Source organism: Paeniglutamicibacter sp. MACA_103 (assembly GCF_045798555.1).
In the GTDB taxonomy this organism is placed as follows: Bacteria; Actinomycetota; Actinomycetes; order Actinomycetales; family Micrococcaceae; genus Paeniglutamicibacter.
On the sequence record NZ_JBIXLN010000052.1, the window covers coordinates 1 to 25,917 of the forward strand.

A 25,917-nucleotide genomic window follows, 5' to 3' on the forward strand; every position below is an offset into this window, starting at 1 on the left:
CCCCCCACACCTCCAGGATTTGCTTACTGTTCACCCAATCGGCGATGATTGTTATATCGCCGCGGGGTGGAGCAGTTCGGTAGCTCGCCGGGCTCATAACCCGGAGGTCACAGGTTCAAATCCTGTCCCCGCCACGAATGAAGGACCCCGACCAGGGAAACCAGGTCGGGGTCCTTTCCTTTTGCCCGACGGGGATCGTATGCGGCAGGTAATTTCATCGATGCCGTCTCGTTGTGTGGAAAGTGATCAATTTTTCCTGGTGATATGTCGAACATGCTGGCTGGGATGGGAACCGTCGACGAAAACGCTGCTCGATTAGGCATGACGGGAACGCGCTGGTACTGTTGTATTTACCGACGCGGGGTGGAGCAGTTCGGTAGCTCGCCGGGCTCATAACCCGGAGGTCACAGGTTCAAATCCTGTCCCCGCCACAAAGAAATGATCCGTGGTCCTGAAATAGGACCACGGATCATTTGTTTAACGGCGATGCCCCTGCTGGTGCCTGGTGCAGCTTTCTTGGGGACCCCTGGCACACCTCGGCCGGGCACCGAAAAAGCTAAGAAATGCCGAATGACGTCGGGTTTTACCTTCCCGTAGGGCTGACGCCATAGACTTGCTTGGTAAGTGGTCAGCTCGATGCAAGTCGAGCTTTGTCGAGTCCATGTGAGGTAAGGCCAACATGCCGGAGCAGCCAACGTCGAAAAACGGTGTGCCAGCGAAGAACACCGTCCCAGCCGACGTCACCGGTGATGCGACTCCCCAAACTCCCGGAACGCCTCCAGCCGCACCCGCCAAGCCGGGTCCGCCGAGGAAAATCCAAGTCACGCCCGTGGGCACGCAAAAAGGTTCGACCGGCAAGCCCGCGAGCACCAACGCTTCCAAGTTGGTACCAGGTGCAGCTGGTTCGGCTGCGCGCTTCGTGGCGAGCCCGCCAAAGCCGGCTGCACCCACTGCTGACCAAGCCAAGCCTGCGCCGCCTGTTCCGGGTCCGGTGAAGGCTGGTTCTGCTGCGAAGCCGGCGGTTGCTGGTCCTGTTCCGGGTCCGGTGAAGGCTGGTTCTGCTGCGAAGCCGGCGGTTGCTGGTCCTGTTCCGGGTCAGGTGAAGGCTGGTTCTGCTGCGAAGCCCGTGGCTGCTGGTCCTGTTCCGGGTCAGGTGAAGGCTGGTTCTGCTGCGAAGCCCGTGCCCGCTGGTCCCGTTCCGGGTCCGGTGAAGGCTGGTTCTGCGACCAAGCCGGCGGTTGCTGGCCCCGTTCCTGGTCCGGTGAAGGCTGGCTCTGCTGAGAAGCCGGTGGTCGTTGCTCCCATTCCGGGTCCGGTGAAGGCTGGTTCTTCGGCCAAGGTGGCACCCGGCGCCAAGAACGTTTCCCCGGCTGCCCGGCAGCCGGTTCCCACAACGACGGGCCCCTCCACACAGAAGTCGACTGACCAGCCGGCACCGGCAAAGTCCGAGACGGCGAAAAAACCCGTCGCTGCGGCAGTTGCGACGAAGAACGTCACCGGCGGAACCCTTGCGGCCCCCGAGCAGTCCACCACTTCCCTCCCACCCGCGGCCGTTCCGTCTGACGCATCCCCCAAGGCCCCGACTTCCTCTTCCGCAACTCCTCGTGTGATTCCGGTTGCCGGGCCCGTACAAGACAAGCACGACGCCGGGAAAACGGAGGTAAGCGGTTCTTCCGAGGCCAAGCCGACCGCCACCACGTCCAATAGCGCCAAATCGGCAGGTGCGCCGACGAAGCCGGTCGCTGCACCGGTAACAAAGCCAGCAGCAGCGAGCCGGGAAGCGAACGGTGAAACGGTACCGGAAGCGGCCCGGGAAGAATCGCCCGCCAATGCACCCGGCAAGGCCTCGGTGCCGGAAAAGCCTGAAGCAACTCCCTTCACGGAATCGGGTGCCGCTGGCGGCAAACCGGGAACTCCCGCTCTATCCCCGGAATCCTATGATCCCGCCGCCCCGGCTGAGTCTAAGGCGAATGAGGCAAACTCCGAGGGTCCCGCGATGAAAGTACCTGCGGACACCGGGGAACGAGTGGATCCCGGGCCGAACTCCGACGATAACGGCAACAAGTCGGGGACCGATCCCGAGGCAGCGGTCGAACCTGCCGCGTCGATGGTGCCAGGCGGACCCTCAGCGGATCCCCGAGTCCCGTCCGCCGACGAAAAGGGCGGAGCCACAGGCGGCATCAGCGTGGCGTTGATGATCGTTTCATTCATTCTTGAAGTCGCGCTGTTGGGCGCGCTGGGGATTTGGGCCATGACGAAGCTGCCCTTTAGCCCCGTCGTGTCAGTCATCATCACCGTGGTGCCAGTATTCATCTTCTGGGCCCTGTTCATGTCGCCCAAGGCAAGCCTGCGATTGACCCAGCCGTATCATGCTGTCGTGGCCCACCTGCTTTTTGCCGCCGGGTCCAGCCTGCTCGCCATCGCGGGCCTGCCGGTGCTGGCCTTGTGCATGGGCGTCTTGACGGCAATCAGCCTGGCGCTGACTGTTGCGGTTCGAGGCCAGAACGTGGAGAGCCGCAAGAAGGCCACCGGACGCCGCGCAGCCCGCTGACGCTGGCCTTCCCGGGCGGCAATGCCCGGAACTTCATTCCCTGGCGCTCAGGGCAGCAGGCTGGCCAGGAGCCCGCCGAGCAAGCACGCGGCCAGGCCGGCGCCAAACGTCAGGCCGAGGTAGGTGGCCGCCATGGCGCGGGCTCCCGAGCGCCACAACGAGACCACGGCGACCATGAAGGTGCTCATCGTGCTCAGTCCGCCGCCGATGCCCAGGACCAGCGCGATCACCAGCAGCCCCGGGACCCCGGAGAGGGAGCCGGAGGCCCAGGAGATTCCGTGGTCTCCGGCCCAGGTGGCCGCGGCACCCACCAGGAAGCACGCCGCGGTGTTTGCGGCCAGGATGCCCAGCGGGAAGACCCGGGCGCCCGATTGCGCACGCCGATGCTGCCCGGCGGAGATATGGATGTCCAGGAGGTAGCGTCCCACGGCGCCCACGGCCCCGGCCAGGGCAATGAGCAGGAATCCACCCGGGCCCAGCTGGCTCATGGGGTCCCTCCAGTGCCCGGTTCCTCTACTTGGGGAAGTTCCCGGCCGGAAGGCGCCGAAGCCCCGCTGCCCGCCAAGGCGCGCTCAACCCATGACATTGCAACCCACGCGGCCGCAGCGCAAAGCAGCAGCGAGAACACCAGGTCCAGCAGGGCCTCGGCCGGGGAAGCGCCCAGGGCAAAAAGGACCACCGCGGAGAAGGTGGTGAACGCGCCGAGGAAACCGGTGCCGATTCCGGCGCGCAACCAGCTGGGGCCGCGGTGGGTGATCTGCCAGTAGCTGGTCAATGCCGCCAGGGCCGCGGTGCCGGTGACATTGATGGCCAAGGTGGTGGCCGGGATGCCCGGGGCATCGGGTATCCAGAGGCCGAGTCCCACGCGCAGCGCGGCACCGCAGAAGCCCCCCACCGCCACCGCCGCGATGTTCAGGCCGGTGGCACGCGGCGGGGCTTTGGCGGGAGCGGTGTCGTCCCTGTCGGTTGGCTTGTTCGGTGCGCCCAAGTCAGGTTGCCGTTCTTCGCCGACTAGCTGCCCGCAGGCGCCGGCAGCACCCACAGCATCGTCGTGTCGATGGTGCTGAGCTTCGGGTGGGGCAGGGCGATGATACTGCCGGGGGAGATGCCCAGATCGGTGCATAGGCGAAGCAGTGCCGGGTCCTCGTCGCTGATCCGGGAGACGACCGCGCGGGAGGGGGAGCCGTGGCGGGAAAAGCGGTCAAGCCGGATCGCCGGGGGCATGTGCAGGGTGCCGTCCGGACCGGGGATCGGGTCGCCGTGCGGATCCGTGGCGGGGTGGCCCAGACGCGCGGCCAGGGCCTCGATGAAGCGGCCCGAAACGGTGTGCTCGAGGAGTTCGGCCTCCTCATGGACCTCGTCCCAGCCATAGCCGAGTTCGTTGAGCAGGAAGGTCTCGATGAGCCGGTGGCGGCGCACCACGTTCAGGGCGGCCAGCCGTCCGGCCTCGGTGAAGGTGATGGCGCCGTAGCGCGGGTGCACCAGCAGGTTCTTGCCGGCAAGTTTGGACACCATGGCGGTGGCCGAGGCCGGTGCAACACCCAGCTGCGCGGCAATGCTGCCGGTGGTGACGGGGTCGTCTTCCCATTCGGTCAGTGCGTAGAGCGCCTTGAGGTAGTTTTCCTCGCTGGAGGTCAACGGTGCACGGAGCATCAGCGGCCCAGGTTCAGGATTTCCAGTGCGGCATCGTGGACCAGGCCGTTGCTGGCCACGGCGTTTCCGCCGTTGCAGCCGTCGACTCCCTCAACGGAGGTGAAGCGCCCTCCTGCTTCGCGGACGATGGGCACCAGGGCAGCCATGTCGTAGAGGTTCAGTTCCGGTTCGGCGGCCAGGTCCACGGCGCCCTCCGCGACCATGCAGTAGGACCAGAAGTCCCCGTAGGCCCGGGTGCGCCACAGCGTATCGGTGAGATTGAGGAAGTTCCCGCGCTGCCCGCGTTCCTCCCACCCGCTCAGCGAGGAGTAGGACATCGAGGCGTCCTCGAGCTTGGCCACCGAGGAGACCTGCAGCTTGTGGGCGCTGGCCATGGAACGGCCGGTGTAGGCGCCCATGTCCTTGGCGGCCCACCAGCGGCGGTTCAGCGCCGGGGCAGAGACCAGTCCGACGACCGGCTCCCCGTCGTCGATCAGCGCGATCAGCGTGGCCCACACCGGGACGCCGCGCACGAAGTTCTTGGTTCCGTCGATCGGGTCGATGACCCAGTGCCGGGTGGACTTGCCGGTGGTGCCGAATTCCTCGCCGGTGATGGCGTCGCGCGGGCGGGCCCGGGAGATGTGCGACCGGATGGCTTCCTCCGCCGCCTTGTCGGCATCCGAGACCGGGGTCAAATCCGGCTTGGTCTCCACCACCAGGTCCACGGCGTTGAAGCGCGAGAGGGTCAGGGCGTCGACCGAGTCGGCAATGACGTGGGCCAGGCGCAGGTCATCGTTGTAGGTCATGACATCGGTTTTCATAACCTTAAACCTATCCCACCGGGCGGCGGCAGGACTGCAAGATGTCGGGACGGCGGCGTGGGATGGCGTCGGACCCCGTCGCGGGCGTGGGCTTTGGCACCTCCGGGCCTCGGGGGGGCTAGGCGGTGCCCAGTTCCTTGGCCTCGGCGGTTTCGTCCTGTCCCAGCAGCCGGCGGAAGGAATCGAGCCGGGCGATGCCCACCGGGCCGGCCTCCCCGGAGGCGACCCAGGCGTCAAGTGCGCACTTCGGCTCGGTGGCCTTGTGCGTGCAGCCGCGGGCGCACGCATTGGCGATCGGGACCAGGTCGTCGAAGGCGTTGAGAATGTTCTCCGGGTCGACCAGGGCAAGGCCGAAGGAGCGGATGCCGGGGGTGTCGATGATCCAGCTGCCGGCCGGGGCGTCGTCGATGCGCAGCGCCAGTGCCGAGGAGGAAGTGTGCCGGCCGCGGCCGGTGACGGCGTTGACGTTGCCCGTGGCCCGCTGCGCGCCGGTGAGCGCGTTGACCAGCGTGGACTTGCCCACGCCCGAGTGCCCGATGACCACCGAGACCTTGGACGCCAGGTGTTCGCGCAATTCCTCCACCGGGGTGCCGGCCAGCCGGGCCGAAAGCCCGTCGGCGGAACGGGCGTCGATGCCGGTGGCGGACTCGTCGGTGGTGCGCGAGACGACGATGTCGATGTCCAGGTGCCGGTAGTTTTCCAGGAACGGCTCGGGGTCCCGGACATCGGCCTTGGTGATGCACAGCAGCGGGCTGATGCCCGCGTCGAAGGCCGCGACGATGGCCCGGTCGATGAACCCGGTGCGCGGCTCCGGGTTGGCGGCTGCCACCACGATGACCAGCTGGTCCACGTTGGCCACCACGACGCGCTCCACCGGGTCGGTGTCGTCCGCGCTGCGGCGCAGCAGCGTGCTGCGGTCCTCGATGCGCACCAGCCGCGCCAGGGTGTCGGGCTCGCCGGAGGTGTCGCCCACCAGGGCCACGAAGTCCCCGGGCACCACGGGGTTGCGGCGCAGCTCGCGGGCGCGGGCGGCAATCACGATCCGCTCCTCGGGGGTGTCCTCGTCGAGGATGGCCCGGTAGCGGCCGCGGTCCACCGTGATGATCCGGCCGATGAGCGCGTCCTCGTAGGCGGGGCGGTCCTTGGTGCGGGGGCGTGATCCCTTTTTGTTGGGGCGGATGCGGACATCCGATTCGTCCCAATCCCGTGCGTTGCGTGCCATGTGCTTAGTGTGAGGCCTTCCCGCTGGCGGCCAGCGTGGTCCAAAGGGTGGGGAAATCCGGCATGGTCTTGGCGGTGGTGGCGATGTCCACGACCTTCACCCCGGGCACCGCCAGGCCGATGATGGCCCCTGCGGTTGCCATGCGGTGGTCGGCGTAGGTGGCGAAGGTGCCGCCGTGCAGCGGGGCGGGTTCGATCAGCAGCCCGTCCTCCAGTTCGGTGACCCTGCCGCCGAGGTTGTTGATCTCGGTCACGAGCGCCGCGAGCCTGTCGGTCTCGTGCCCGCGCAGGTGCGCGATCCCGGTCAGCCGGGACTCACCCGAGGCCAGCGCGCAGATCGCCGCGAGCGTCGGGGCCAGTTCGGAGGCGTCCGCGTAGTCGATCCCGGAGATCTCCTGCGGCCCGGTGAGCTGCAGGGTGCCGTCCTCCAAGTGCTCGACGCGCGCCCCCATGCGGGCGAGGATGGTGCGCCACTGGTCGCCGACCTGGGTGGTGGCGGCCGGCCAGTGCGGGATGCGCACGGTGCCGCCGGTGACCATGGCCGCGCCCAGGAACGGTCCGGCGTTGGACAGGTCCGGTTCCATGGTGCGCTCGAAGGCGCTGATCTTCCCGGGTTCGACCTTCCAGCTGCGCTCGGTGGGGCGGGTGATGACGACGCCGAGCTCGCGCAGGGTCTGCACCGTCATCTCGATGTGGTCCGGGCTGGCGATGCGGCCCTCGGCGGCGACGATCTCCACGCCGTGCTCGGTGCGCGCGGCCACGAGCATCATGGCACTGACGAACTGGGAGGAGCCGGAGGCGTCAATGACGATGCGCCCGCCGGCCAGGTTGCCGGTGCCGTTCACGGTGGCGGGCAGCAGCCCGGGTGCCCCGTGCTCGGTGACCGGGACCCCGAGGTCGGAAAGGGCGGTGAGCACCGGGGCCATGGGGCGCAGGCGCGCATGCGGGTCGCCGTCGAAGGTGAAGGAGCCGCGGGCCAGCGCCGCCAGCGGCGGGACGAAGCGCATGACGGTCCCGGCCAGGCCGCAGTCGATGTCCACCTGGCCCATTTCCGCATCCAAGTCCATGGGGGTGATGCGCAATTCGAGGGTGCCGTCGGGGGCGTCGACGGTTTCGATCCCGGTGCCCAGGGCACGCAGGGCGCCGATCATCAGGTCCGAGTCGCGTGAGGCCAGCGCGTTGGAAATGCGGGAGGGCCCGTCGGCCAGGGCGGCGAGCAGCAAGTACCTGTTGGTCAACGACTTGGACGCCGGGACGATGACGGTGCCGTCAACGGGGAATGCGGGGTGCGGGGCGTCCCACGTGGTGTCCAGGGTTTCTTGGGTGCTCAACGGCTGCCTCCGGGTCTCAAGGGGTGCCGCGGGTGGTGGCGCGGCGGTGGTTTGGGGGAGTAGGGAATGGGGTGTCGGTCGGTGGCGGCGCCGTTGCCGCCTCTGGTGGCTTTCCGCACTGTGCGGGAAACGCTTCCCCGTGGCCCCAATTCTAGCCGCAGCCGGGCACCACCGGTGGAATAGAGTCGCGCGCTTGCGTGTTACCCCTACTGTGGCGTGTGCGCTCCGCGTGCGGAAGCACGTCGGGCGGCGCCACCGGCAAGCGAACCAACCATGGAAACAGGCGGAGGACTTATGGGAGTACTGCTGGCGGAATCCCCGGCCCCGAGCGAACCACGGCGACGCGTAGACTTGGCCGTGATGACCGAGAATATACAGGGCACCGACACTGTACCGGTAGCCAATGAGACCGAAGCACAAAGGCGCGAGCGCTTCGAACGCGACGCGCTGCAATATGTCGACCAGCTCTACTCCGCGGCGATGCGCATGGCGCGCAACCCCACGGATGCCGAGGACCTGGTCCAGGAGGCCTACACCAAGGCGTATTCGGCCTTCCACCAGTACAAGCCCGGGACCAACCTGAAGGCGTGGCTGTACCGGATCCTGACCAACACCTACATCAACCTCTACCGCAAGCGCCAACGCGAGCCGCTGCGCACCGGGACCGACACCGTCGAGGACTGGCAAATGGCCAAGGCCGCCGAGCACACGCCCGCGGGGCTGCGTTCGGCCGAGGTCGAGGCCCTTGACCACCTGCCGGACTCGGACGTGAAGAACGCGTTGCAGTCGATTGCCGAGGAGTTCAGGCTGGCGGTGTACTTCGTGGACGTCGAGGGTTTCCCCTACAAGGATGCCGCGGAGATCCTCGGGGTGCCGATCGGCACGGTGATGTCGCGGTTGCACCGGGGACGAAAACAATTGAGGGAATTGCTGGCCGACTACGCGCACGAGCGCGGGATCGGCGCAGCACCAAAGAACCAAGGGGCACCCACGCCCGGAGCGGAGAAGAAATAATGGGTGACTGCCATTCGCTGGGCGACTGCGACGACAATCGCATCGTCCGCCTCTACGAGTACCTTGACGGCGCGCTGTCGCTGAAGGACCTCACCGAGGTCAAGGCGCACCTGGAGCACTGTGCCGAATGCGCCGAGGAGTACGACCTTGAGTGCATCATCCGCTCGGTCGTGCGCCGCAGCTGCCAGGAAATTGCGCCCGACACGTTGAAGTCGAAGATCATCACGCGGATTTCGGAGATCCGCGTGGAATCGGGCCACGCCTAGACGCGGCCGACACACGCCAAAAGGGCCGGACCCCGGTTAGCCGTCTTGCGACGGTTCCGGGATCCGGCCCTTTTGCGGTTAAACCCGTGGCACTCCGGTCCGGTCTTTCACCGGGTCCGGGGCGGCAGCGATTTAGGTGTTGGGGCGCTTGCCGTGGTTGGCGCCGCCGCGCTTGCGATCCTTACGCTTACGTGAACGTTTGCTCATGTGAGGACTCCTTTGTGATCTTGGTCCTAGGTTGGACTTCGTCCAGTCTGCCATACCCGCGACGCCGGACCCAATACGTGGGGGTTCCCCGTGGCGAAAATGTCAGTTGGCGCCGGGCTCCGGCAATCCCAGCCAGGTGTACCAGCCGCGGTGCAGCACCAGCCAGGCCATCAGCCCGTAGCCGGCCTGCCCCGGAAGCCCGCCGTTCACCGACAGGTCGTTGCGCCATTGCGCGTGGTTCTGCAGCGGGGTGAACGTGTCCACGAAGTGGTGCTTGCGGCGCGTTGCCACGTCCGCATACACGTGGGATAGCTCTGCCAGGCGGGCATTGCGCTCGGGATCCAGTCCCGGGGCCGGGCCCACCACCAGGGCCTTGATGCTCATTTGCGAGGCCGAGTCCAGGATGTTGGCCAGGTTCAGCCGGGAGCGGGCCGTCGACAGGCCCAGGTCCAGGTCCCTGTCGGAGAGCGCGATGACCAGGCGGTTGTCGACGTTGTCGCCGAAACGGCGCGAGGCCTCGTCGAACCAGCGGGTGCTCAGGGCCTCGGACCCCTCGCCCGGGGCCGCAAGCGTGTAGCTCTCGATGCGGACATCGGTGTTCGAGGTGCGTGCCAGCACGCGGCCGTACCAGCCCAAGGCCCGGGGGTCCCCGTGTCCGGCCAGGAGCTCGTCGCCGATGGCGGTAAGTCGAATAGTGCGGTAATCCACGAATGACCTTTCTCAGGGCGCGTACCAACCAACACTAGCAGTCGGTTAAGCGACCTCGGGGCGCTTGTGCGTTCCGGTCGAGGTCGCGGCCGAGGCCTTGCGGGACACCAGGCGAACGCCCTTGCCCAGCTCGGCCGGCAGGTTCAGTCCGACGAACGGCCACGGGCCCTGGTTGGCCGGCTCGTCCTGGGTCCAGACGACCTCGGCGTTCGGGTACTTGGCGACCTCGGCCGCAATCGCCTCGGCGGGCAGCGGGTAGAGCTGCTCGACGCGCACGATCGCGGTCTTGGTGTCGTTCGCCTTGGTGCGGGCCGCTGCCAGGTCGTAGTACAGGCGTCCGGAAACCAGCAGCACGCGATCGACTTCTGCCGGGTTCAGGTTCGCGGTGTCGGCAATGACCTCCTGGAAGGTGCCGGTGGTGAAGTCCTCCACGGCGGATGCGGCGGCCTTCAGGCGCAGCAGCTGCTTCGGGGTGAAGATCACCAAGGGCTTGCGCGGACGGGCGTAGGCCTGGCGGCGCAACAGGTGGAAGTGGTTGGCGCCGGTGGACGGCTGGGCCACGACCATGTTGTTTTCCGCGCACATCTGCAGGAAACGCTCGATGCGGGCCGAGGAGTGGTCCGGGCCCTGTCCCTCGTAGCCGTGCGGAAGCATCATGACCAAGCTGGAGCGCTGGCCCCACTTCTGCTCGGCGGAGGAGATGAACTCGTCGATGACGGTCTGGGCGCCGTTGACGAAGTCGCCGAACTGGGCTTCCCAGAGCACCAGGGCGTCCGGGCGCTCCACCGAGTAGCCGTATTCGAAGCCCAGGGCCGCGTATTCGGAAAGCAGCGAGTCGTAGATCCACAGCTTGGCCTGGTCCTCGGAGAGGTTCAGCAGCGGGTACCAGGTGGCGCCGTTGAGGCGGTCGTGGAAGACCGCGTGGCGCTGCACGAAGGTGCCGCGGCGCGAGTCCTGGCCTGCCAGGCGAACCGGCACGCCTTCCATGGACAGGGTGCCGAAGGCGGCGATTTCCGCCATGCCCCAGTCGATCCCGCCCTCGCGGCTCATCTTCTCGCGGCGCTCCAGGAGCACCTTGAGCTTCGGGTGGACGGTGAAGTCCTCCGGGATGGCCAGGTGCGCGGCGCCGATGTGCGCCAGGGTCTCGGCCGTGATGGCCGTGTCCTTGGGTGCGGCGACGGAGGCCTCGTCCTCGCGCTGGGCCGCGGGCAGCTCCAGGTCGTGGATGGCCGAGGTGCCCGGGGTGATGACCGGGATCGGCGAGGTCTGCGCCGCGTGGGTCTCGGCGAAGACGCGCTCCAGGCGTTCCTGGTAGTCGCGCAGAGCCTGGTCGGCCTCGTCCTGCGTGATGTCGCCGCGGCCGACGAGGGCCTCGGTGTACAGCTTGCGGGTCGAGCGCTTGGCCTCGATGAGGTTGTACATCATCGGCTGGGTCATCGACGGGTCGTCGCCCTCGTTGTGGCCACGGCGGCGGTAGCACACCATGTCGATGACGACGTCCTTGTTGAAGCGCTGGCGGTAGGCGAAGGCCAGCTGGGCCACGTGGACCACGGACTCCGGCTCGTCGCCGTTGACGTGGAACACCGGCGCCTGGACCTGCTTGGCAACGTCGGTGGCGTACACCGAGGAGCGCGAGTCGGTCGGGGCGGTGGTGAAGCCGACCTGGTTGTTCACGATCACGTGGATCGTGCCGCCGGTCTTGTAGCCCTCGAGCTGGGAGAGCGAGAGGGTCTCGCCGACCACGCCCTGTCCGGCAAAGGCCGCGTCGCCGTGCACCAGGATCGGCAGGACGTTGAAGTCCTTGGATCCGGCACGGTCCTGCTTGGCGCGCACGATGCCCTCGAGGACCGGGTTCACGGCCTCCAGGTGCGAGGGGTTGGCCGCGAGGTAGACCTTGGTCTGGTTCCCGGCGTCCGAGGTGTAGGAACCCTCGGTGCCCAGGTGGTACTTGACGTCGCCCGAGCCCTGCACGGAGCCGGTGGGGGCGGTGCCCTCGAATTCGCGGAAGACCTGGGAGTAGGTCTTGCCGGCGATGTTGGTCAGCACGTTGAGGCGGCCGCGGTGGGCCATGCCGATGGCGACCTCTTCCAGGCCGGCGTCGGCGGCATCGGAAATGATGCCGTCAAGCAGCGGAATCAGGGATTCGCCGCCCTCCAGGGAGAAGCGCTTCTGGCCGACGAACTTGGTCTGCAGGAAGGTCTCGAAGGCCTCGGCGGAGTTCAGCTTGCCCAGGATGCGGAACTGCTCTTCGCGGGTCGGCTTGGTGTACGGGTGCTCCAGCTCGTCCTGGAACCACTTGCGTTCCACCGGATCCTGGATGTGCATGTACTCGATGCCGATGGTGCGGCAGTACGCGTCGCGCAGCACGCCGAGGATGTCACGCAGCATCAGGCGGTCCTTGCCGCCAAAGCCGCCGGTGACCCATTCGCGGTCCAGGTCCCACAGCGTCAGGCCGTAGGTCTGGATGTCGAGGTCCGGGTGGCGGCGCTGGACGTACTCCAGCGGGTTGGTGTCGGCCATCAGGTGGCCGCGCACGCGGTAGGAGTGGACCAGCTGCTGGATACGGGCGATCTTGTTGATCTGCAGGTCGATGTCGACCTGGTTGTCGACGGCCCAGCGGACCGGCTCGTACGGGATGCGCAGTGCTTCGAAGATCTCGTCGTAGAAGCCCTGCTCGCCCAGAAGCAGGGACTCGACGAGCTTCAGGAACTCGCCGGAGCCCGCACCCTGGATGACGCGGTGGTCGTAGGTGGAGGTCAGGGTGATGACCTTGCCCACGCCCTGCAGCGCGACGGTCTTCTCGCTCGCGCCGCGGAACTCGGCCGGGTACTCGAGGGCGCCGACGCCCACGATGGTGGCCTGGCCCTTGGAGAGGCGCGGCACCGAGTGCACGGTGCCGATGCCGCCGGGGTTGGTCAGCGAGACGGTGGTGCCGGCGTAGTCGTCGGCGGTGAGCTTGTTGGCCCGCGCGCGCTTGATCAGGCCCTCGTAGGTGTCCCAGAACTCGTTGAAGCTCAGGGTCTCGGCGGCCTTGATGTTCGGCACTGCCAGCATGCGCGAGCCGTCGGGCTTGGGCATGTCGATGGCGATGCCGAAGTTCACGTGGGCCGGCTGGATGGCCATCGGCTTGCCGTCGACCTCGGCGTAGGTGACGTTCTGCGAGGGGAAGAGCTTCAGGGCGCGGATCACGGCGAAGCCGATGATGTGCGTGAAGGAGATCTTGCCGCCGCGGGCGCGCTTGAGGTGGTTGTTGATGACCACGCGGTTGTCGATCAGGGCCTTGGCCGGGACGGCGCGCACCGTGGTGGCGGTCGGGACCGTGAGGCTGGCCTCCATGTTGGTGGCGATGGCCTTGGCCGGGCCACGCAACGGGGTGCGCTTTTCCTCGCCCATGGCGCCGGGGGCGCTGGTCTTGGGGACCTGTGCGGGGATCGGCTGCGACTTGGTGGCCGGGGCCGGGTCGGCCGGGACGCGCGGGGCGGCCGCGGCGGCGTTGCCCGCGGCGGAGGATTCAGCGGAGGAGCTGGGCGTGCCGCCGGAGACGTCGACGACGCGGGCCTGGGTGGCGGCGCGCGGTGCGGCGGGGGCTGCGGGGGCTTCAGCTGCCGGGGCCGGGGTGGCCGCGACCGGTGCCTCTGCGGCCGGCGGTGCGGCAGCCTGCTCCGAACTGAGGGACGCGAAGATGTCCCACCACTTCTTGTCTACCGAGTTCTTGTCCTTGAGGAACTGTTGGTACAGCTCATCGACTAGCCATTCGTTCCCGCCGAACTCTTCGGTGAGTCGGTGGTGCGATTGATCTGGCACGGTATTACGCCTCTTCTCCCTGTATTTCCGTTTGTCCAAGCGCCGCCGAGGGGGATGACCACCAAGGGGCATAGTTCTAGACCTGCTTAGTAGTCTAGTGACAATTGGACCCCGGATGGGAACCAATGAGCCGGGTATCACATGCGCGTCGTCATGATCGGCGGCGGGAGGGACGCGAACGCTCCGCATGCCCGTTTTCCGTCCCTCCGTCGGCCCCGGGGCAGCGGCGGGGCCTCGTGCGGGCGCGATGAAGATCGCATGTGCGCAAGTCGTAGTTCAGATACACTGAATTTGTTATGGACAGCCACTCTCTGTGCCGGCCAGTCGTGAAATCACGCGGTGCCGGCCACACACGTCATTGCCCACCCAATTCCGCTTCGCTATCGGAGCCTTCCAGTTGTCGGTGCACACACCTTAGATTTCCGGGCCGCGGCGCTGCCGCCCCCCGAAGTTCTTCCGCCCGCGGGGCGGTGAAACACTAAATGGAATGGTTGCTGCTGGCCATCGGCCTGCTGCTGATCCTTGGCACCGGCTTCTTCGTCGCCGTCGAGTTTTCCCTCGTTGCCCTGGACCAGGCCAACGTCCAGGAAGCGGTCGACAAGGGCGACACCAAGGCCATCGCCTTGCTGCACTGCCTCAAGTCGCTTTCCACCCAGCTTTCCTCCTGCCAATTGGGCATCACGCTCACGACGCTGCTCACCGGCTACGTCATCGAACCCTCCGTGGGCAAGCTGCTCCAGGAACCCCTGCTGGCCCTCGGACTCGGGGACTCCGCGGTCCCCGTCAGCCTCGTGGTGGCCATGGTACTGGCCACGCTGCTCTCCATGGTGATCGGCGAACTGGTCCCCAAGAACCTGGCCATCGCCAAGGCCTTCGCGATCGGGCGTGCGCTTGCCCGCCCCCAGTTGATCTTCACCGCCATCTTCAAGCCGGCCATCGTCGTGCTCAACGGCTTCTCCAACAAGGTGTTGCACCTGTTCGGCCTCGAGGTCAAGGAGGAGATCTCCGGGGCGCGTTCGCCGGCCGAGCTGGTCTCGCTGGTGCGCCGCAGCGCGGAAATGGGCACGCTGGACAAGGATGCGGCGCTCTTCGTCGACCGCACCGTCCGCTTCTCCGAACGCTCGGCGGCCGACGTGATGACCCCGCGCACCAGGATGCAGACCATCGAGCACGACGCGCACGTCCACGAGGTCATCGAGCTGGCCAAGAAGACCGGCTACTCGCGCTTCCCCGTCACCGACGGGTCCACCGACGAGATCAAGGGCGTCTGCCACGTCAAGACCATCATTGCCATCCCGCGCGACAAGCGCGCCGGCAAGGAGGTTGGCGAGAACAAGACCCCGGTGATCTTTGTCCCCGAAACCGTGCACCTGGACACCTTGCTGGTGCAGCTGCGCAGTGCCAACCTGCAGATGGCCATCGTGCTTGACGAATATGGCGGAACCGCCGGAATGGTCACCTTGGAAGACCTGATTGAGGAAATCGTCGGCGAAGTCGCCGACGAACACGACTCGGCCCTGCCCGAGGTGCGCCAGCTGCCCGACGGCACCTGGATGATCCCAGGCATGTACCGCCCCGACCAGCTAAACGAGCTCATCGGCGAGGTGGAGATCCCCGACGACGCCGCCTACGAGACCCTGGGCGGGTTCGTGATGGCCGAGCTGGGTCGGATCCCGTTCCTGGGGGACGTGGTCGACACCGAGGGCGGGGCGTTCACCGTCACCGCGCTGGACAAGCGCCGCGTCGCCGAGCTGCACTTCGTGCCGCGGGAATCGAGCGCTTCCAGCGCCGCCTCCGCGGCCAGCCCGGACGAGGCCACGGGGGGCAAGGCATGAACGACTTCGCCGGCCTGCTCTGGCTGATCGTCCTGTTGCTGGGCAACGCGTTCTTCGTGGCGGCGGAGTTCGCCGTCATGTCCGCGCGCCGCTCCCAGATCGAACCGCTGGTCGACGCGGGGTCAAAGCGCGCCGCCCGCGCCCTGAAGGCCATGGAATCGGTGTCCATCATGCTGGCGGTCTGCCAGCTGGGCATCACGGTGTGTTCGCTGCTGATCCTGAACGTCGCCGAACCTGCCATCCACCACCTGCTGGTGGTGCCGCTGCAGTTCCTTGGCGTGTCCGAGCCGCTGGCCGGGTCCATCGCCTTCCTGCTGGCGCTGCTGCTGGTGACCTTCCTGCACGTGACCTTCGGCGAGATGGTGCCGAAGAACATCTCCGTGTCGATGGCCGACAAGGCGGTGCTGCTGCTGGCCGGGCCGCTGTTGTGGCTCTCCGTCATCGTGCACCCGGTCGTGGTCACGCTGAACTGGATCGCCAACCAGTTCCTGCACCTGATGAAGATCGAGCCGAAGAACGAGGTGAACTCCGCGTTCACGGCCGCCGAGGTGCAGTCGATCATTGCCAGCTCCGCGCTTTACGGCACGCTGGCGGCCGACGACGCGCTGCGGCTGCGCAAGGCGCTGGAGTTCTCGGACCTCACCGCCGCGGGGACCATGGTCGCCCGTGAGCGCGTGGTGACCCTGCAGCGCGGCACCACGGTGCAGGAGTTCGAGCGCACCGTGGGCCGGACCGGCTTCTCCCGCATCGTCATCGCCGAGGACGGGGACTTCGCGGGCTACTGGCACATGAAGGACGTCATGGCGCTGCCGGACAGCCAGTACCACCGGCCGGTGTCGGGCATCGAGCCGCGGCCCATGGGCGTGGTGGCCCGCGACGCGGAGATCGAGGACGCGTTGGAGCAGATGCGTGCCGACGGCAAGCACCTGGCCCGCGTCGTCGACGAATCCGGCGCCACGCTGGGGATCCTGTTCCTCGAGGACGTGCTGGAACAGCTGGTCGGGGAGATCGATGACCAGAACCAGAAGCGCGGCATCCGCCGGGAGAACCGCAGCGCCCAATAAATGCGAATGACTCGCAACTGAGATAGTCTGGTGTCCTGCATTTCCCCGAAAGGCCCCGCACACTCCGCATGAACACGCCACTTCGCACCCTCGCCGTCGCCGCCTCGATCCTGCTGCTTTCAGCCTGCGCCGGCACGGCTCCGGCCAGCCAGGGCGCGCCGGCGGGTGCCGACCCGGAGGTGCTCGAGGTCCTCGCCTCCACCTCCGTGTATGCGGACGTGGCGCGGGCCGTCGGCGGCTCGGCGGTGCGCGTGAGTGCGATCGTGGAGCAGACCTCGCAGGACCCGCACTCCTACGAGGCGACCGCCCGGGACAAGCTGGCGGTCTCGAAGGCCGATGTCGTCATCGCCAACGGCGGGGGATACGACCCGTTCATGGACGCGCTGGCCGAGGGGCCGGAACAGCCCGGGAGCCCGATGCTCCACGCCGTCGACTTCCTCTCCGATGGCGGCGCCGAGGGTGCCCATGCTTCCGGGGACCCAACCGCCCCTGCCGGGCACGACCACGCCGAGGGCAACGAGCACGTCTGGTACGACGTGCACACCGTCGGCGCCCTGGCCCGCGCCCTGGCCGACGAGTATTCCGCGCTGCGCCCCGCCCGGGCGGAGGAGTTCACCTCCGCGGCAGCCGCCTTCGAGGCGCGCATCGACACCCTGGCCGCATCCCTTCAGGCCCTGCGGCCGAAAGGTGCGGGCAAGGAATTCGCGATGACCGAACCACTGGCCTACTACCTGCTCACCGAGGCGGGAATGGAAGACGGAACCCCCGCGGGCGTCAGCGCCGCCATGGAGGCCGGCGAGGACCTGCCCCCGCTGCTGCTCAAGGAACTGGGCGACGGATTGGCGGCGCACCGGTACGCGCTGCTGGCGGTGAACGTCCAGACCTCCGGGCCGCAAACCGACAGGGTCGCCTCCCTGGCCGGGGCCTCCGGGGTCCCGGTGCTGGAGCTGACCGAAACCCTGCCCGCCGGGCAGGACTACATCTCTTGGATGGAATCGAACGTGCAACAACTCGAGGTGGCCCTTGGCCGCTGACACCAGCCTCCGCGCGATGGCGCCCGAACCCGTGGTCAGCCTGCGCAACGCCTCGCTGCGCTTTGGCGACCGACTGCTCTGGGACTCACTGGACCTGGACATCGCCCCGGGCGAGTTCCTGGCCGTGCTCGGGCCCAACGGCTCGGGCAAGACCACGATGCTGCGCACCCTGATGGGCCTGCAGGAACTCTCCGGCGGAACCGTGAAGATCGCCGGGAAGCCCGCGACCCGTGGCTCGCGGCAGGTCGGCACCATCCCGCAGCAGCGCTCCTTCGACGACAACACCCCGCTGCGTGCCCGCGACCTGGTCGCGTTGGGCATCGACGGGCACAAGTGGGGCATCCGGCTGGGCCGCAAGGCCATGCGCAAGCGCGTGGACGGGCTGCTGGAACTGGTCGGCGCCACCTCCTACGCCGAGCGTCCCGTCGGGGTGCTTTCCGGCGGGGAGCAGCAGCGGCTGCGCGCGGCCCAGGCGCTGGCGGACAACCCGCGCCTGCTGCTCTGCGACGAGCCGCTGCTCTCCCTGGACCTGCACCACCAGCAGGCCATCTCCTCCCTGATCCACCGGCAGGCCTGCGACCGCGGCGCCGCTGTGGTCTTCGTGACCCACGAGATCAACCCGATCCTGCAATACGTCGACCGGGTGCTGTACCTGGCCGGCGGGCGCTTCCACATCGGGACCCCCGAGGAGGTCATGCGCTCGGAGGTGCTCTCCGAGCTCTACGGCAGCCCCATCGAGGTCTTCGAGTCCAACGGCCGCATCGTGGTGGTGGGCATGCCAGAGACCGTCACCCACGCCGACCCGCAGCATCGCGCACACCCGCTTCAAGGAGCCTAGGAACCATGGACATTTCCGAGATCTGGAGCACCGTCTTCAGCTTCGAAGACTACGCCGAGATCCTGCCGCTGGTCACCAACTCGTTGGTCGCCGGCGCCCTGCTGGGCCTGGTGGGCGGGATGATCGGCATCTTCGTGATGCTGCGGGACATGGCCTTCGCGGTGCACGGCATTGCCGAGCTCTCCTTCGCCGGGGCCGCCTTCGCCCTGCTGATCGGCACCAACGTCGTCGTCGGCTCCCTTGTCGGCTCCGTCCTGGCCTCGCTGCTGCTGGGGATCATGGGCGCCGCGGCCAAGGACCGCAACTCGATCATCGGGGTGCTCATGCCCTTCGGCCTGGGCCTGGGGATCCTCTTCCTGGCCCTCTACCAGGGCCGCAGCGCGAACAAGTTCGGGCTGCTCACCGGCCAGATCGTCGCCGTCGACAGCGTGCAGCTGGGCGTGCTGGCCGTGTGCTCGGTGATCGTGATGGTGGCGCTGGTGGCCATGTGGCGCCCGCTGACGTTCATTTCCGTGGACCCCGCGGTGGCGGCGGCGCGCGGGATTCCCGCCGCCCGGCTCTCGGTAGCCTTCATGGTGGTGCTGGGCCTGGCCGTGGCGCTGTCGATCCAGGTGGTCGGTGCGCTGCTGGTGCTCGCCCTGCTGATCACCCCGGCCGCGGCAGCCATCCGGGTGACCTCCAACCCGGTGCTGACCGTGAGCCTCTCGGTGGCCTTCGCGATGACCTCGGTGGTGGGCGGCATCCTGCTGGCCCTGGCCGGGTCGCTGCCGATCAGCCCGTATGTCACCACGATCTCCTTCCTCATCTACCTGGTGTGCCGGCTCGTTGCCTGGCGCCGGGACCGGGTGCGGCACTCGGAGAAGATGGCGGCCGTCGCCGCCTAGGCCCTGTGGCCCAGATAAGGGAAAACAGGAAGGCGTGTGCGCGCCCCCCGTCCGGGGGAGTGCGCACACGCCTTTTTGCATGCCCGGCAGCCGGCCGGCCGGCGGGGTTGACGCCCGGGAGCCGGAGGCCCAGTCTTGTCGTGGGCTTTGAAGCCCGAACCGAGTGCCACATCTTCTAGCGAGGCGATTCCCGTGGACACAAACAAGGACCTGCACGCCATCATCCGCCAACCGGACGAAGGGGAGCGGCGCTGGTTCTTCGGCGGCGGCGTGCATGTCTGGAAGGCCACCGAGGCGCAGACCTCGGGCGCCTACCTGCTCTTCGAGGACCAGCTGGAAAAGGGCAAGGACACGCCGCTGCACACGCATCCGGAGTCGGACGAAACGATGATCGTGCTCAGCGGCGAGATCGTGATGCACCTGGATGGCAGCGAGTCGCGGATCGGCGCCGGCGGCCTGGTCATGGCGCCGCGGGGCATGCCGCATGCATTCAAGGTGACGGCCGATGCCACGCGCGTGCTGTGCCTGCACACCCCGGGGCGCAGCCAGGCCTTCTACATGGATGCCAGTAGGCCGCTGGAAGACGGCGATCCAGGATCGGGCGAAATCGATTTCGGCCGCGTCATGGAATCTGCGCGGCGCAACGGAGGCATCGAGATCCTGGGCCCGTCGCCCTTCGCCGCGGAAGGTCCCTGAACCGGGTTCCGCCACGGCACTCGGCGGGCAGGCCGACGAGGGGACTTATGGGGTCTTCGGGCTAGACGATCGCGCCGGCGGCCTTGGTCGCCGAGCACGCGGGGCACAGCCCGTAGATCTCCACGGTGTGCGTGGGTTCGGTGAACCCGTTCTCCTCGGCCACCCGGGCCGCCCACTTCTCCACCGCGGGGGCCTCGACCTCCACGGCCTTGCCGCAGTTGCTGCACACCAGATGATGGTGGTGGTGCTCGATGACGCACTGGCGGTACATCGCCTCGCCCTCGTTGTTGCGCAGCACATCGACCAGGCCGTCCTCGGCCATCGACAGCAGCAGGCGGTACACCGTGGCCAGGGAGACCTTGTCGCCCCCGTCAACGAGCCAGCGGTGGAGTTCCTGCGCCGTCACGAAGTCATCGACCTTTTCCAGCGCGGCATTCACGGCCAGCCGCTGCTTGGTCACACGCTGTTCGGGACTGCGCCGCTCGGTCGCCGGATTCGTCATTTGTTGAAGCACTCCTTGTAGATCCGCACATTGTCCACCGGTGCGTGCCGCGGCCACCGATTCCGGTGCCGCGCCGGGGGTACCCGGCGTGGACACCTCGAGTTTACCAGCGGGTGCCCCGGCCGGTCGGCTCCGTGAAGCAGGCGTGCGGGCACTGGTGTCCCGGGCACACGCGTGCCTAGGCTGGGGTCCATGGAGATCATCAAGTTCAACCACGCCTGCATCAAGGTGCGCCAGTCGAACCGGGCCCTGGTCATCGATCCGGGCAACAACTCGCAGCTCGACGGGGCGCTGGAGGGCGTCGAGGCCATCCTCGTCACCCACGAACACGCCGACCACCTTGACCGCGAGCCGGTGCTGCGCGCCATGGCGGGCAACCCGCGGCTCACGCTGCACGCCCCGGTCGCCCTGGCCCGGAGCGTGCTTGCGGCCGCGCAGGCGGCCGGGGTGCCGGGTGCCGAGGAGCGCATCCACGGTGTCGGACCGGGCGCAACCTTCCGCGCCGCGGGGCTGGAGATCACCACCCACGGCGGAATGCACGCGGTGATCCACCATGCCCTGCCCGTCGTGCCGAACCTTGGCTACTTCATCGCGGGGACGCTTTACCACCCCGGGGACAGCTACCAAGTGCCCGAGGGGATCGCGGTTCGCACGCTGCTGGTCCCCGCCCACGCACCCTGGGCCAAGATCGGGGAGACCATCGAGTTCATGTCAATCCTCGGTGCGGAGCAAAACTTCCCCATCCACGACGGGTTCCTCAACGAACGCGGCCTGGCGCTGGTGGACGGGCACCTGGGCCGCGTGGCGGCGGAGCGGGGGCTCGAGTACCGCCGGATTGCCAACGGCGAGGCCGTGTCCCTCGATTCCTGAGGCCGCACGGCCTGAGGGGCTAGTCCCAGCTGCCGGTGGCCAGCAGCCGCTCGATCCGTCCCAGGTAGGGCGCCGGGTCCAGCCCGGCCGACTCCAGCCAGGCGGCGTCGTAGTAGGAGGTGGCATAGCGCTCCCCGTTGTCGCACAACAGCGAGACGACCGAGCCCTTCTCGCCGGCGGCCAGCATGTTCGCCACGACCTGCCAGGCCAGCCAGAGGTTGGTGCCGGTCGAGGGCCCGGCACAGAGGTGCGCAAAGTCCTGCAGGTGGCGCATCGCCGCCACCGAGGCGGCATCGGGCACCGTGGCGAGAAAATCGATGATGCCCGGCACGAAGCTGGGTTCCGGGCGCGCCCGGCCGATGCCCTCGATGCGGCTGGGGGTTCCGGTGGCGGCCAGCGGGTCCCCGCCCGCCTGGGCGGCCTGCCAGGCCGGCAGGAACGCCGAGCCCTCCGGGTCCGCGACGGCCAGGCGGGTGGAGTGGCGGTGGTAGCGGGCGTAGCGCCCGATGGTCGCGGAGGTGCCGCCGGTGCCGGCGCCCACCACGATCCAGGCCGGGACGGGGTGTTCCTCCATGGCCATCTGGCCGAAAATCGACTCGGCGATGTTGTTGTTCCCGCGCCAGTCGGTGGCCCGCTCGGCGTAGGTGAACTGGTCCATGTAGTGCCCATTGGTGGCCGCGGCCAGCCGCTCGGACTCCGCGTACACGGCCGAGGGGTCATCGACCAGGTGGCAGGTGCCGCCGGTGGCCTCGATCAGCGCGATCTTCTCCGGGGAGGTGCCCGCGGCCATCACGGCGATGAACGGCAGGCCCAGCAGCTTCGCGTAGTACGCCTCGGATACCGCGGTGGAGCCGGAGGAGGCCTCCACGATCGTGGTGCCCTCGGTGATCCAGCCGTTGACCAGGCCGTAGAGGAAGAGGGAGCGGGCCAGGCGGTGCTTGAGGCTGCCGGTGCGGTGCGTCGACTCGTCCTTCAGGTACAGGTCGATGCCCCATTCGGGCGGCAGTGCGAGCTTGTGCAGGTGCGTGTCGGCCGAGCGCATCGACTCGGCCTCGATGGTGCGTACCGCCGCATCCACCCACTGGCGGGTGGCAGAGGGACGGGGCAGCGAAATCAGGGGTGTTGTATCCACGCTTCCACCCTACCCAAGCAACGGCCGGGGAACGGACCGGCGCCCCACACCGGCCGCTAGGCACGAACCGAATCCAAACAAATGATCATGGGATCCCTGGAAGAGATTCCGTAATGGGCCACCAATCGAAACCAACAGTTCACAGCCCGACTCATAGGCGCCTCATAAGCCGATCGACGTACGCGATAACAGGCCGCCCTCTCCGGGCCGTGAATGAACGGCCGTTGGATTGCAGACACAGCCGCGACCGTATCGCTAAGGGTGCTCGCCCACGGTGACATGGCAAGTTCAATTTGACCGCGTAGGGCGCCGACCAATATAGAGCCGCCGCTAGCGTCCCCGCACACACGACAGCAGATGCACGGGCCCTTGGATTCCCGCTCACATTTGCCACAGCCCCATACAGGAAACGGTCCAACTCAAGGTAAGCCAGACGCCCTCCCTGAACCCAGAGGAGGGCACCTGGCTTAGCTTAACAAGACCGCGGCCGCCGCACACCAAGGTGACGTTTCGGCGGTTGCGGAGTCCGGGGTAGTTACAGGTAAGGGGCCAGCCAGTCCTGCACCACGGGGATGTCCACTCGCTGATACCCACCGAGGTAACGGCAGTTCGAAGTGTACGTATAACTGGTCACTGCCACGAGATAGCCGTTGAGAAAGACTGGACCACCGGAGTCTCCGAAGCAGGTCCCGCCACCGCCGCGGCTATCGTTGGGGTTGCCCTGGAGTTGAAGGATCTGCGGCGTGAGCTTCTGTCCCGGAGATGTGGTGTAGCGGCGGATCAACGGGTAGGACATCGGCTGCGGTTTCTGCGGGCCGGACTCCGGCTTGCGCACCTCGGTGCCATAGCCGACGACCTCGAAGATCGTCTGGCTCAAGACGGGCTGCCCAAACTGGTCCAGGTAATCCACCGGAGCGAGCATCGCCGGGGCGATGTTGGTGACCGGCTCATCGAGCACGATGATTCCCACGTCGTTCCAGTTAGCCAAATCCGTGAAATCCGAATACTCGGGATGCGCTATTGGTGTTCCCCACAGGTAACCGGCCGCTTCTAGATCTTCCGGGGTGTAGCCGATGCCCGGATCCGCTGCAACTGGTAACGGACTCGGGGGTTCCTCCGCGATTACTGATTCGAAGGTCACCAGCGTCACTCCGGCAGTTCCCTCGGTGCAGTGCGCCGCTGTGATCAGCACGGTCGGTGAAATCAGCGTCGCCGAGCACCGATACCGCAGGCCGTCCGCCAAGTCGTAGAAAACGATGAGACCGACGTTGGGGTGGCGGCTGCCGTCCGGCTCACCGCCAGTGACGGCCGGTGCCGGCAACGCACCACCAATGACAAGTGTGAGGGTTGCCGCAACGACAAGCGCCATTCTTCTGAGGAGACGTTTCATCATCTTGCTCTTTCCATCGAGTAACTGGACAAGCTCATTGACGGACTGGCCTTAAGAACAACACAGATCATCGAGTTTGGCGAGACGCTAACCGGTCGCTCCAATTGGGAATCCACGAAGCGCGCGTCTTTGTGGCCAAATTCGTGGCTTCGTCCGGCAATCGGTTTGTCCGGCTCGGAATTTCGGAGCGTTCCGAAAGGGGGTCGGCCAAGGTTACATGCGCCAGCCTAGCAAGGAGGCCGCAGCTGCGATCCAGGCAAGGGATGGGCGTCGCCGCGGCAACTGGCAAGCTGCGCGGAAAGCAGGCCAAAGACTCCAACGCAGGATGCACACCTGGATTCTATTCACCGGGAGGGAAGGCACACTACTGTTGAAATTGCCGAACTCTTCGGCACAGCCCGGTTCGCCGTCTAGTAGGACAACAACTATGCGCGCCGAAGGGATGGCCGGTTGCGGCGTCGTTCGGCGTGCCGGAACCGTGCAGAGGAGCCGGGAGCCTCAATGCAGTCGCCTTCGGGCAATGACAACAGATACAAGGAGCGTGCACACGTGGGCGGACATCGGACATTGATCTCTGCGTTGGAACTGGCACGGTTGCTGGAAGCGGACAGCGACACAGCGCTGCTGGACGTGCGCTGGGCGCTGGGCGATGCCCGGGGCCGGGAGCACTACGAGGCCGGACACATCCCCGGCGCGATCTTTGTGGACCTGGAATCCGAGCTCTCCGCGCCGCCTGTCCCCGCGGCCGGGCGCCACCCGTTGCCCGATGCCCGGGACTTCGCCGCCTCCGCACGCCGCTGGGGCATCAACACCGACTCCGCCGTGGTGCTTTACGACGCCACCGGCGCGCTGGCCGCGGCCCGCGGCTGGTGGCTGCTGCGCCACGCCGGGATCGGGAATGTCCGGGTGCTCGACGGGGGACTGGACGCCTGGACCGCCGAAGGGCATCGGCTGGAGAGCGGGAACAACACGGCGGCGCCCGGCAACGTGCAGCCGGGCTGGGGGCACATGCCCGTCATCGACATCGAACAGGCCGCGGCGTTCGGCGGCCACGGGATCCTGCTGGATTCGCGGGCCGCCGAGCGCTACCGCGGCGAGGTCGAACCCATCGACCCGCGCGCCGGCCACATCCCCGGGGCGCGCAACCGCCCGACAACCGAGAACCTCGATGGCCACAAGCGCCTGCTGGAACCCGTCGACTTGGCCCGCGCGATGGCGCAGCTCGGCGTGGAGCCCGGCGCCGGGCCCCAGGACGTGGCGGCGTATTGCGGCTCGGGGGTCACCGCGGCCCACCAGGTCCTCGCGCTGGAAACCATTGGGGTGCGCGCGGCGCTGTACCCGGGGTCCTGGTCGCAATATTGCGCCGACCCGGCGCGCCCCGCGGCGACCGGGCCGACGCCGTGAGGTCCCGGGAAGCCGCGGCCCGCGGGGTTGCTGGCCCCGGGGCCCTGGCGCGCGGTAGGTTCGGAGCATGATCGGTCGCCCGAAGCCCCCGCCGCGTGATGCCGCCGCGAAGATCCGCGAGCGTGCACGCACCCGCGCGGCATCGTCCCCGCGGGCATCGGATGTTGTGGGCGCGCTGGGCATCGCCGAACCTGGCGGGCCGCTGGTGCCGCTTCGGATCCGGCGCCGGGCACCTGGCCCGCGCGACGTGGTCATCGATGTCCAGTTCTGCGGGATGAGCCCTGCCGACGTGCTGGCCGGACGCGGGGAACTGGACGGCAAGGCCCTGCCTTTGGTCCCGGGGCGCGAAATCGTGGGCACCGTCGCCCGGACCGGGGCCGCGATCACCGACCTGGTGCCCGGCACCCGGGTCGGCGTGGGAGCCCTGGTCGATGCGTGCAGGGAATGCGACCAGTGCCGCGGAAGCCGGGAGCAGCACTGTGCAAGGGCCGTGGCGACCTATGGCGCGCTCGACCCGCGCACCGGCGAGTACACCCGGGGCGGGTACTCCAAGCGCATCGTCGTCGACCGGGACTTCGTGCTGCGGATCCCCGCCGGGCTTGATCCGGCGGCCGGGGGGGGCCCCGGCGGGGGGGGGGGGGGGGGGGGGGGGGGGGGGGGGGGGGGGGGCGGGGGGGGGGGGGGGGGGGGGGGGGGGGGGGGGGGGGGGGGGG

General features: G+C 67.8%; 24 protein-coding genes and 2 tRNA genes. 14 read left to right on the forward strand and 12 right to left on the reverse strand.

What is annotated here, in order from left to right:
• Positions 1–60: 60 nt before the first annotated feature.
• The 3 genes from ACIPVK_RS18860 to ACIPVK_RS18870 all read left to right on the forward strand — a co-directional run bounded on the left by ACIPVK_RS18860 (position 61) and on the right by ACIPVK_RS18870 (position 2,551).
• Positions 61–134 (forward strand) — tRNA-Met (locus tag ACIPVK_RS18860).
• A gap of 223 nt (positions 135–357) precedes the next feature.
• Positions 358–431, forward strand: a tRNA-Met gene (locus ACIPVK_RS18865).
• Positions 432–1,606: 1,175 nt separating this feature from the next.
• Positions 1,607–2,551 (forward strand): DUF2568 domain-containing protein, encoded by a 945-nt coding sequence (locus ACIPVK_RS18870; protein WP_407613520.1) that lies wholly within the window; start codon positions 1,607–1,609, stop codon positions 2,549–2,551.
• A gap of 47 nt (positions 2,552–2,598) precedes the next feature.
• On the opposite strand, the gene ACIPVK_RS18875 is transcribed toward ACIPVK_RS18870, so the two are convergent.
• From ACIPVK_RS18875 to aroA, 6 genes are all read right to left on the reverse strand, one after another.
• Positions 2,599–3,039 carry a fluoride efflux transporter FluC gene (locus ACIPVK_RS18875; RefSeq protein WP_407613521.1) on the reverse strand — a complete coding sequence of 147 codons (441 nt, stop codon included), beginning with the start codon at positions 3,037–3,039 and terminating at the stop codon, positions 2,599–2,601.
• Positions 3,036–3,539: a fluoride efflux transporter FluC gene (locus tag ACIPVK_RS18880; RefSeq protein ID WP_407613522.1), complete on the reverse strand. Its 504-nt coding sequence runs from the start codon at positions 3,537–3,539 to the stop codon at positions 3,036–3,038. Before ACIPVK_RS18880 ends, ACIPVK_RS18875 begins: the two co-directional genes overlap by 4 nt.
• Before the next feature lie 23 nt (positions 3,540–3,562).
• The gene (locus ACIPVK_RS18885) at positions 3,563–4,204 is read right to left on the reverse strand and encodes an iron dependent repressor, metal binding and dimerization domain protein (protein ID WP_407613523.1); all 642 of its coding nucleotides are present in this window, start codon (positions 4,202–4,204) and stop codon (positions 3,563–3,565) included.
• Positions 4,204–5,004: a histidinol-phosphatase gene (gene hisN / locus ACIPVK_RS18890; RefSeq protein WP_407613524.1), complete on the reverse strand. Its 801-nt coding sequence runs from the start codon at positions 5,002–5,004 to the stop codon at positions 4,204–4,206. The genes ACIPVK_RS18885 and hisN overlap by 1 nt, the downstream gene beginning before the upstream one ends.
• A gap of 118 nt (positions 5,005–5,122) precedes the next feature.
• Positions 5,123–6,226 carry a ribosome small subunit-dependent GTPase A gene (rsgA, locus tag ACIPVK_RS18895; protein ID WP_407613525.1) on the reverse strand — a complete coding sequence of 368 codons (1,104 nt, stop codon included), beginning with the start codon at positions 6,224–6,226 and terminating at the stop codon, positions 5,123–5,125.
• Between the two features lie 4 nt (positions 6,227–6,230).
• Entirely contained in the window at positions 6,231–7,556 is a 1,326-nt protein-coding gene (gene aroA / locus ACIPVK_RS18900; RefSeq protein WP_407613526.1) for a 3-phosphoshikimate 1-carboxyvinyltransferase, read from the reverse strand.
• Positions 7,557–7,916: 360 nt separating this feature from the next.
• On the opposite strand from aroA, the gene ACIPVK_RS18905 reads away from it, so the two are divergent.
• Both ACIPVK_RS18905 and rsrA read left to right on the forward strand, forming a co-directional pair.
• Positions 7,917–8,570 (forward strand): sigma-70 family RNA polymerase sigma factor, encoded by a 654-nt coding sequence (locus ACIPVK_RS18905; RefSeq protein ID WP_407613527.1) that lies wholly within the window; start codon positions 7,917–7,919, stop codon positions 8,568–8,570.
• On the forward strand, positions 8,570–8,836 hold the full coding sequence (gene rsrA, locus ACIPVK_RS18910) for a mycothiol system anti-sigma-R factor (protein WP_407613528.1): 267 nt from the start codon (positions 8,570–8,572) through the stop codon (positions 8,834–8,836). The genes ACIPVK_RS18905 and rsrA overlap by 1 nt, the downstream gene beginning before the upstream one ends.
• Before the next feature lie 132 nt (positions 8,837–8,968).
• Here rsrA and ACIPVK_RS18915 read toward each other — a convergent pair whose 3' ends face one another.
• The 3 genes from ACIPVK_RS18915 to ACIPVK_RS18925 form a co-directional block, all read right to left on the reverse strand.
• Entirely contained in the window at positions 8,969–9,043 is a 75-nt protein-coding gene (locus ACIPVK_RS18915; protein ID WP_372342882.1) for a 50S ribosomal protein bL37, read from the reverse strand.
• A gap of 102 nt (positions 9,044–9,145) precedes the next feature.
• A complete protein-coding gene (locus ACIPVK_RS18920; protein WP_407613529.1) occupies positions 9,146–9,751 on the reverse strand; it encodes a GDSL-type esterase/lipase family protein in 606 nt (201 codons plus the stop codon).
• A gap of 45 nt (positions 9,752–9,796) precedes the next feature.
• A complete protein-coding gene (locus tag ACIPVK_RS18925; RefSeq protein ID WP_407613530.1) occupies positions 9,797–13,555 on the reverse strand; it encodes a multifunctional oxoglutarate decarboxylase/oxoglutarate dehydrogenase thiamine pyrophosphate-binding subunit/dihydrolipoyllysine-residue succinyltransferase subunit in 3,759 nt (1,252 codons plus the stop codon).
• 482 nt (positions 13,556–14,037) lie between these two features.
• Here ACIPVK_RS18925 and ACIPVK_RS18930 point away from each other — a divergent pair, with 482 nt between their 5' ends.
• The 6 genes from ACIPVK_RS18930 to ACIPVK_RS18955 all read left to right on the forward strand — a co-directional run bounded on the left by ACIPVK_RS18930 (position 14,038) and on the right by ACIPVK_RS18955 (position 19,906).
• Positions 14,038–15,390, forward strand: a complete 1,353-nt coding sequence (locus tag ACIPVK_RS18930; RefSeq protein ID WP_407613531.1) for a hemolysin family protein — start codon at positions 14,038–14,040, stop codon at positions 15,388–15,390.
• On the forward strand, positions 15,387–16,454 hold the full coding sequence (locus ACIPVK_RS18935) for a hemolysin family protein (RefSeq protein WP_407613532.1): 1,068 nt from the start codon (positions 15,387–15,389) through the stop codon (positions 16,452–16,454). The genes ACIPVK_RS18930 and ACIPVK_RS18935 overlap by 4 nt, the downstream gene beginning before the upstream one ends.
• Before the next feature lie 68 nt (positions 16,455–16,522).
• Positions 16,523–17,488 carry a metal ABC transporter solute-binding protein, Zn/Mn family gene (locus tag ACIPVK_RS18940; RefSeq protein ID WP_407613533.1) on the forward strand — a complete coding sequence of 322 codons (966 nt, stop codon included), beginning with the start codon at positions 16,523–16,525 and terminating at the stop codon, positions 17,486–17,488.
• 16 nt (positions 17,489–17,504) lie between these two features.
• Positions 17,505–18,326, forward strand: coding sequence for a metal ABC transporter ATP-binding protein (locus tag ACIPVK_RS18945; protein WP_407613541.1), 822 nt, complete (start codon positions 17,505–17,507; stop codon positions 18,324–18,326).
• 5 nt (positions 18,327–18,331) lie between these two features.
• Positions 18,332–19,210 (forward strand): metal ABC transporter permease, encoded by an 879-nt coding sequence (locus ACIPVK_RS18950; protein ID WP_407613534.1) that lies wholly within the window; start codon positions 18,332–18,334, stop codon positions 19,208–19,210.
• 192 nt (positions 19,211–19,402) lie between these two features.
• Positions 19,403–19,906: a cupin domain-containing protein gene (locus ACIPVK_RS18955; RefSeq protein WP_407613535.1), complete on the forward strand. Its 504-nt coding sequence runs from the start codon at positions 19,403–19,405 to the stop codon at positions 19,904–19,906.
• Positions 19,907–19,967: 61 nt separating this feature from the next.
• On the opposite strand, the gene ACIPVK_RS18960 is transcribed toward ACIPVK_RS18955, so the two are convergent.
• On the reverse strand, positions 19,968–20,408 hold the full coding sequence (locus ACIPVK_RS18960) for a Fur family transcriptional regulator (protein ID WP_407613536.1): 441 nt from the start codon (positions 20,406–20,408) through the stop codon (positions 19,968–19,970).
• A 192-nt stretch (positions 20,409–20,600) separates the two neighbouring features.
• Between ACIPVK_RS18960 and ACIPVK_RS18965 the strand changes: the two genes are divergently transcribed.
• On the forward strand, positions 20,601–21,278 hold the full coding sequence (locus tag ACIPVK_RS18965; protein ID WP_407613537.1) for an MBL fold metallo-hydrolase: 678 nt from the start codon (positions 20,601–20,603) through the stop codon (positions 21,276–21,278).
• A gap of 19 nt (positions 21,279–21,297) precedes the next feature.
• Here ACIPVK_RS18965 and ACIPVK_RS18970 read toward each other — a convergent pair whose 3' ends face one another.
• Positions 21,298–22,320 carry a PLP-dependent cysteine synthase family protein gene (locus ACIPVK_RS18970; protein ID WP_407613542.1) on the reverse strand — a complete coding sequence of 341 codons (1,023 nt, stop codon included), beginning with the start codon at positions 22,318–22,320 and terminating at the stop codon, positions 21,298–21,300.
• Between the two features lie 625 nt (positions 22,321–22,945).
• Positions 22,946–23,803 carry a S1 family peptidase gene (locus ACIPVK_RS18975; protein WP_407613538.1) on the reverse strand — a complete coding sequence of 286 codons (858 nt, stop codon included), beginning with the start codon at positions 23,801–23,803 and terminating at the stop codon, positions 22,946–22,948.
• A 546-nt stretch (positions 23,804–24,349) separates the two neighbouring features.
• On the opposite strand from ACIPVK_RS18975, the gene ACIPVK_RS18980 reads away from it, so the two are divergent.
• Positions 24,350–25,204: a sulfurtransferase gene (locus ACIPVK_RS18980; RefSeq protein ID WP_407613539.1), complete on the forward strand. Its 855-nt coding sequence runs from the start codon at positions 24,350–24,352 to the stop codon at positions 25,202–25,204.
• Between the two features lie 67 nt (positions 25,205–25,271).
• The coding region (locus ACIPVK_RS18985; RefSeq protein WP_407613540.1) for an alcohol dehydrogenase catalytic domain-containing protein at positions 25,272–25,917 on the forward strand (646 nt) is incomplete at its 3' end.

Excerpts from the sequence above, each read along its gene's own strand:
- ACIPVK_RS18875 (WP_407613521.1), bottom strand. The coding sequence starts at position 3,039 with ATGAGCCAGCTGGGCCCGGGTGGATTCCTGCTCATTGCCCTGGCCGGG.
- ACIPVK_RS18885 (WP_407613523.1), bottom strand. The coding sequence starts at position 4,204 with ATGCTCCGTGCACCGTTGACCTCCAGCGAGGAAAACTACCTCAAGGCG.
- hisN (WP_407613524.1), bottom strand. The coding sequence starts at position 5,004 with ATGAAAACCGATGTCATGACCTACAACGATGACCTGCGCCTGGCCCAC.
- rsgA (WP_407613525.1), bottom strand. The coding sequence starts at position 6,226 with ATGGCACGCAACGCACGGGATTGGGACGAATCGGATGTCCGCATCCGC.
- ACIPVK_RS18905 (WP_407613527.1), top strand. The coding sequence starts at position 7,917 with ATGACCGAGAATATACAGGGCACCGACACTGTACCGGTAGCCAATGAG.
- rsrA (WP_407613528.1), top strand. The coding sequence starts at position 8,570 with ATGGGTGACTGCCATTCGCTGGGCGACTGCGACGACAATCGCATCGTC.
- ACIPVK_RS18930 (WP_407613531.1), top strand. The coding sequence starts at position 14,038 with ATGGAATGGTTGCTGCTGGCCATCGGCCTGCTGCTGATCCTTGGCACC.
- ACIPVK_RS18935 (WP_407613532.1), top strand. The coding sequence starts at position 15,387 with ATGAACGACTTCGCCGGCCTGCTCTGGCTGATCGTCCTGTTGCTGGGC.
- ACIPVK_RS18940 (WP_407613533.1), top strand. The coding sequence starts at position 16,523 with ATGAACACGCCACTTCGCACCCTCGCCGTCGCCGCCTCGATCCTGCTG.
- ACIPVK_RS18945 (WP_407613541.1), top strand. The coding sequence starts at position 17,505 with ATGGCGCCCGAACCCGTGGTCAGCCTGCGCAACGCCTCGCTGCGCTTT.
- ACIPVK_RS18950 (WP_407613534.1), top strand. The coding sequence starts at position 18,332 with ATGGACATTTCCGAGATCTGGAGCACCGTCTTCAGCTTCGAAGACTAC.
- ACIPVK_RS18960 (WP_407613536.1), bottom strand. The coding sequence starts at position 20,408 with ATGACGAATCCGGCGACCGAGCGGCGCAGTCCCGAACAGCGTGTGACC.
- ACIPVK_RS18965 (WP_407613537.1), top strand. The coding sequence starts at position 20,601 with ATGGAGATCATCAAGTTCAACCACGCCTGCATCAAGGTGCGCCAGTCG.
- ACIPVK_RS18970 (WP_407613542.1), bottom strand. The coding sequence starts at position 22,320 with ATGCGCTCGGCCGACACGCACCTGCACAAGCTCGCACTGCCGCCCGAA.
- ACIPVK_RS18975 (WP_407613538.1), bottom strand. The coding sequence starts at position 23,803 with ATGATGAAACGTCTCCTCAGAAGAATGGCGCTTGTCGTTGCGGCAACC.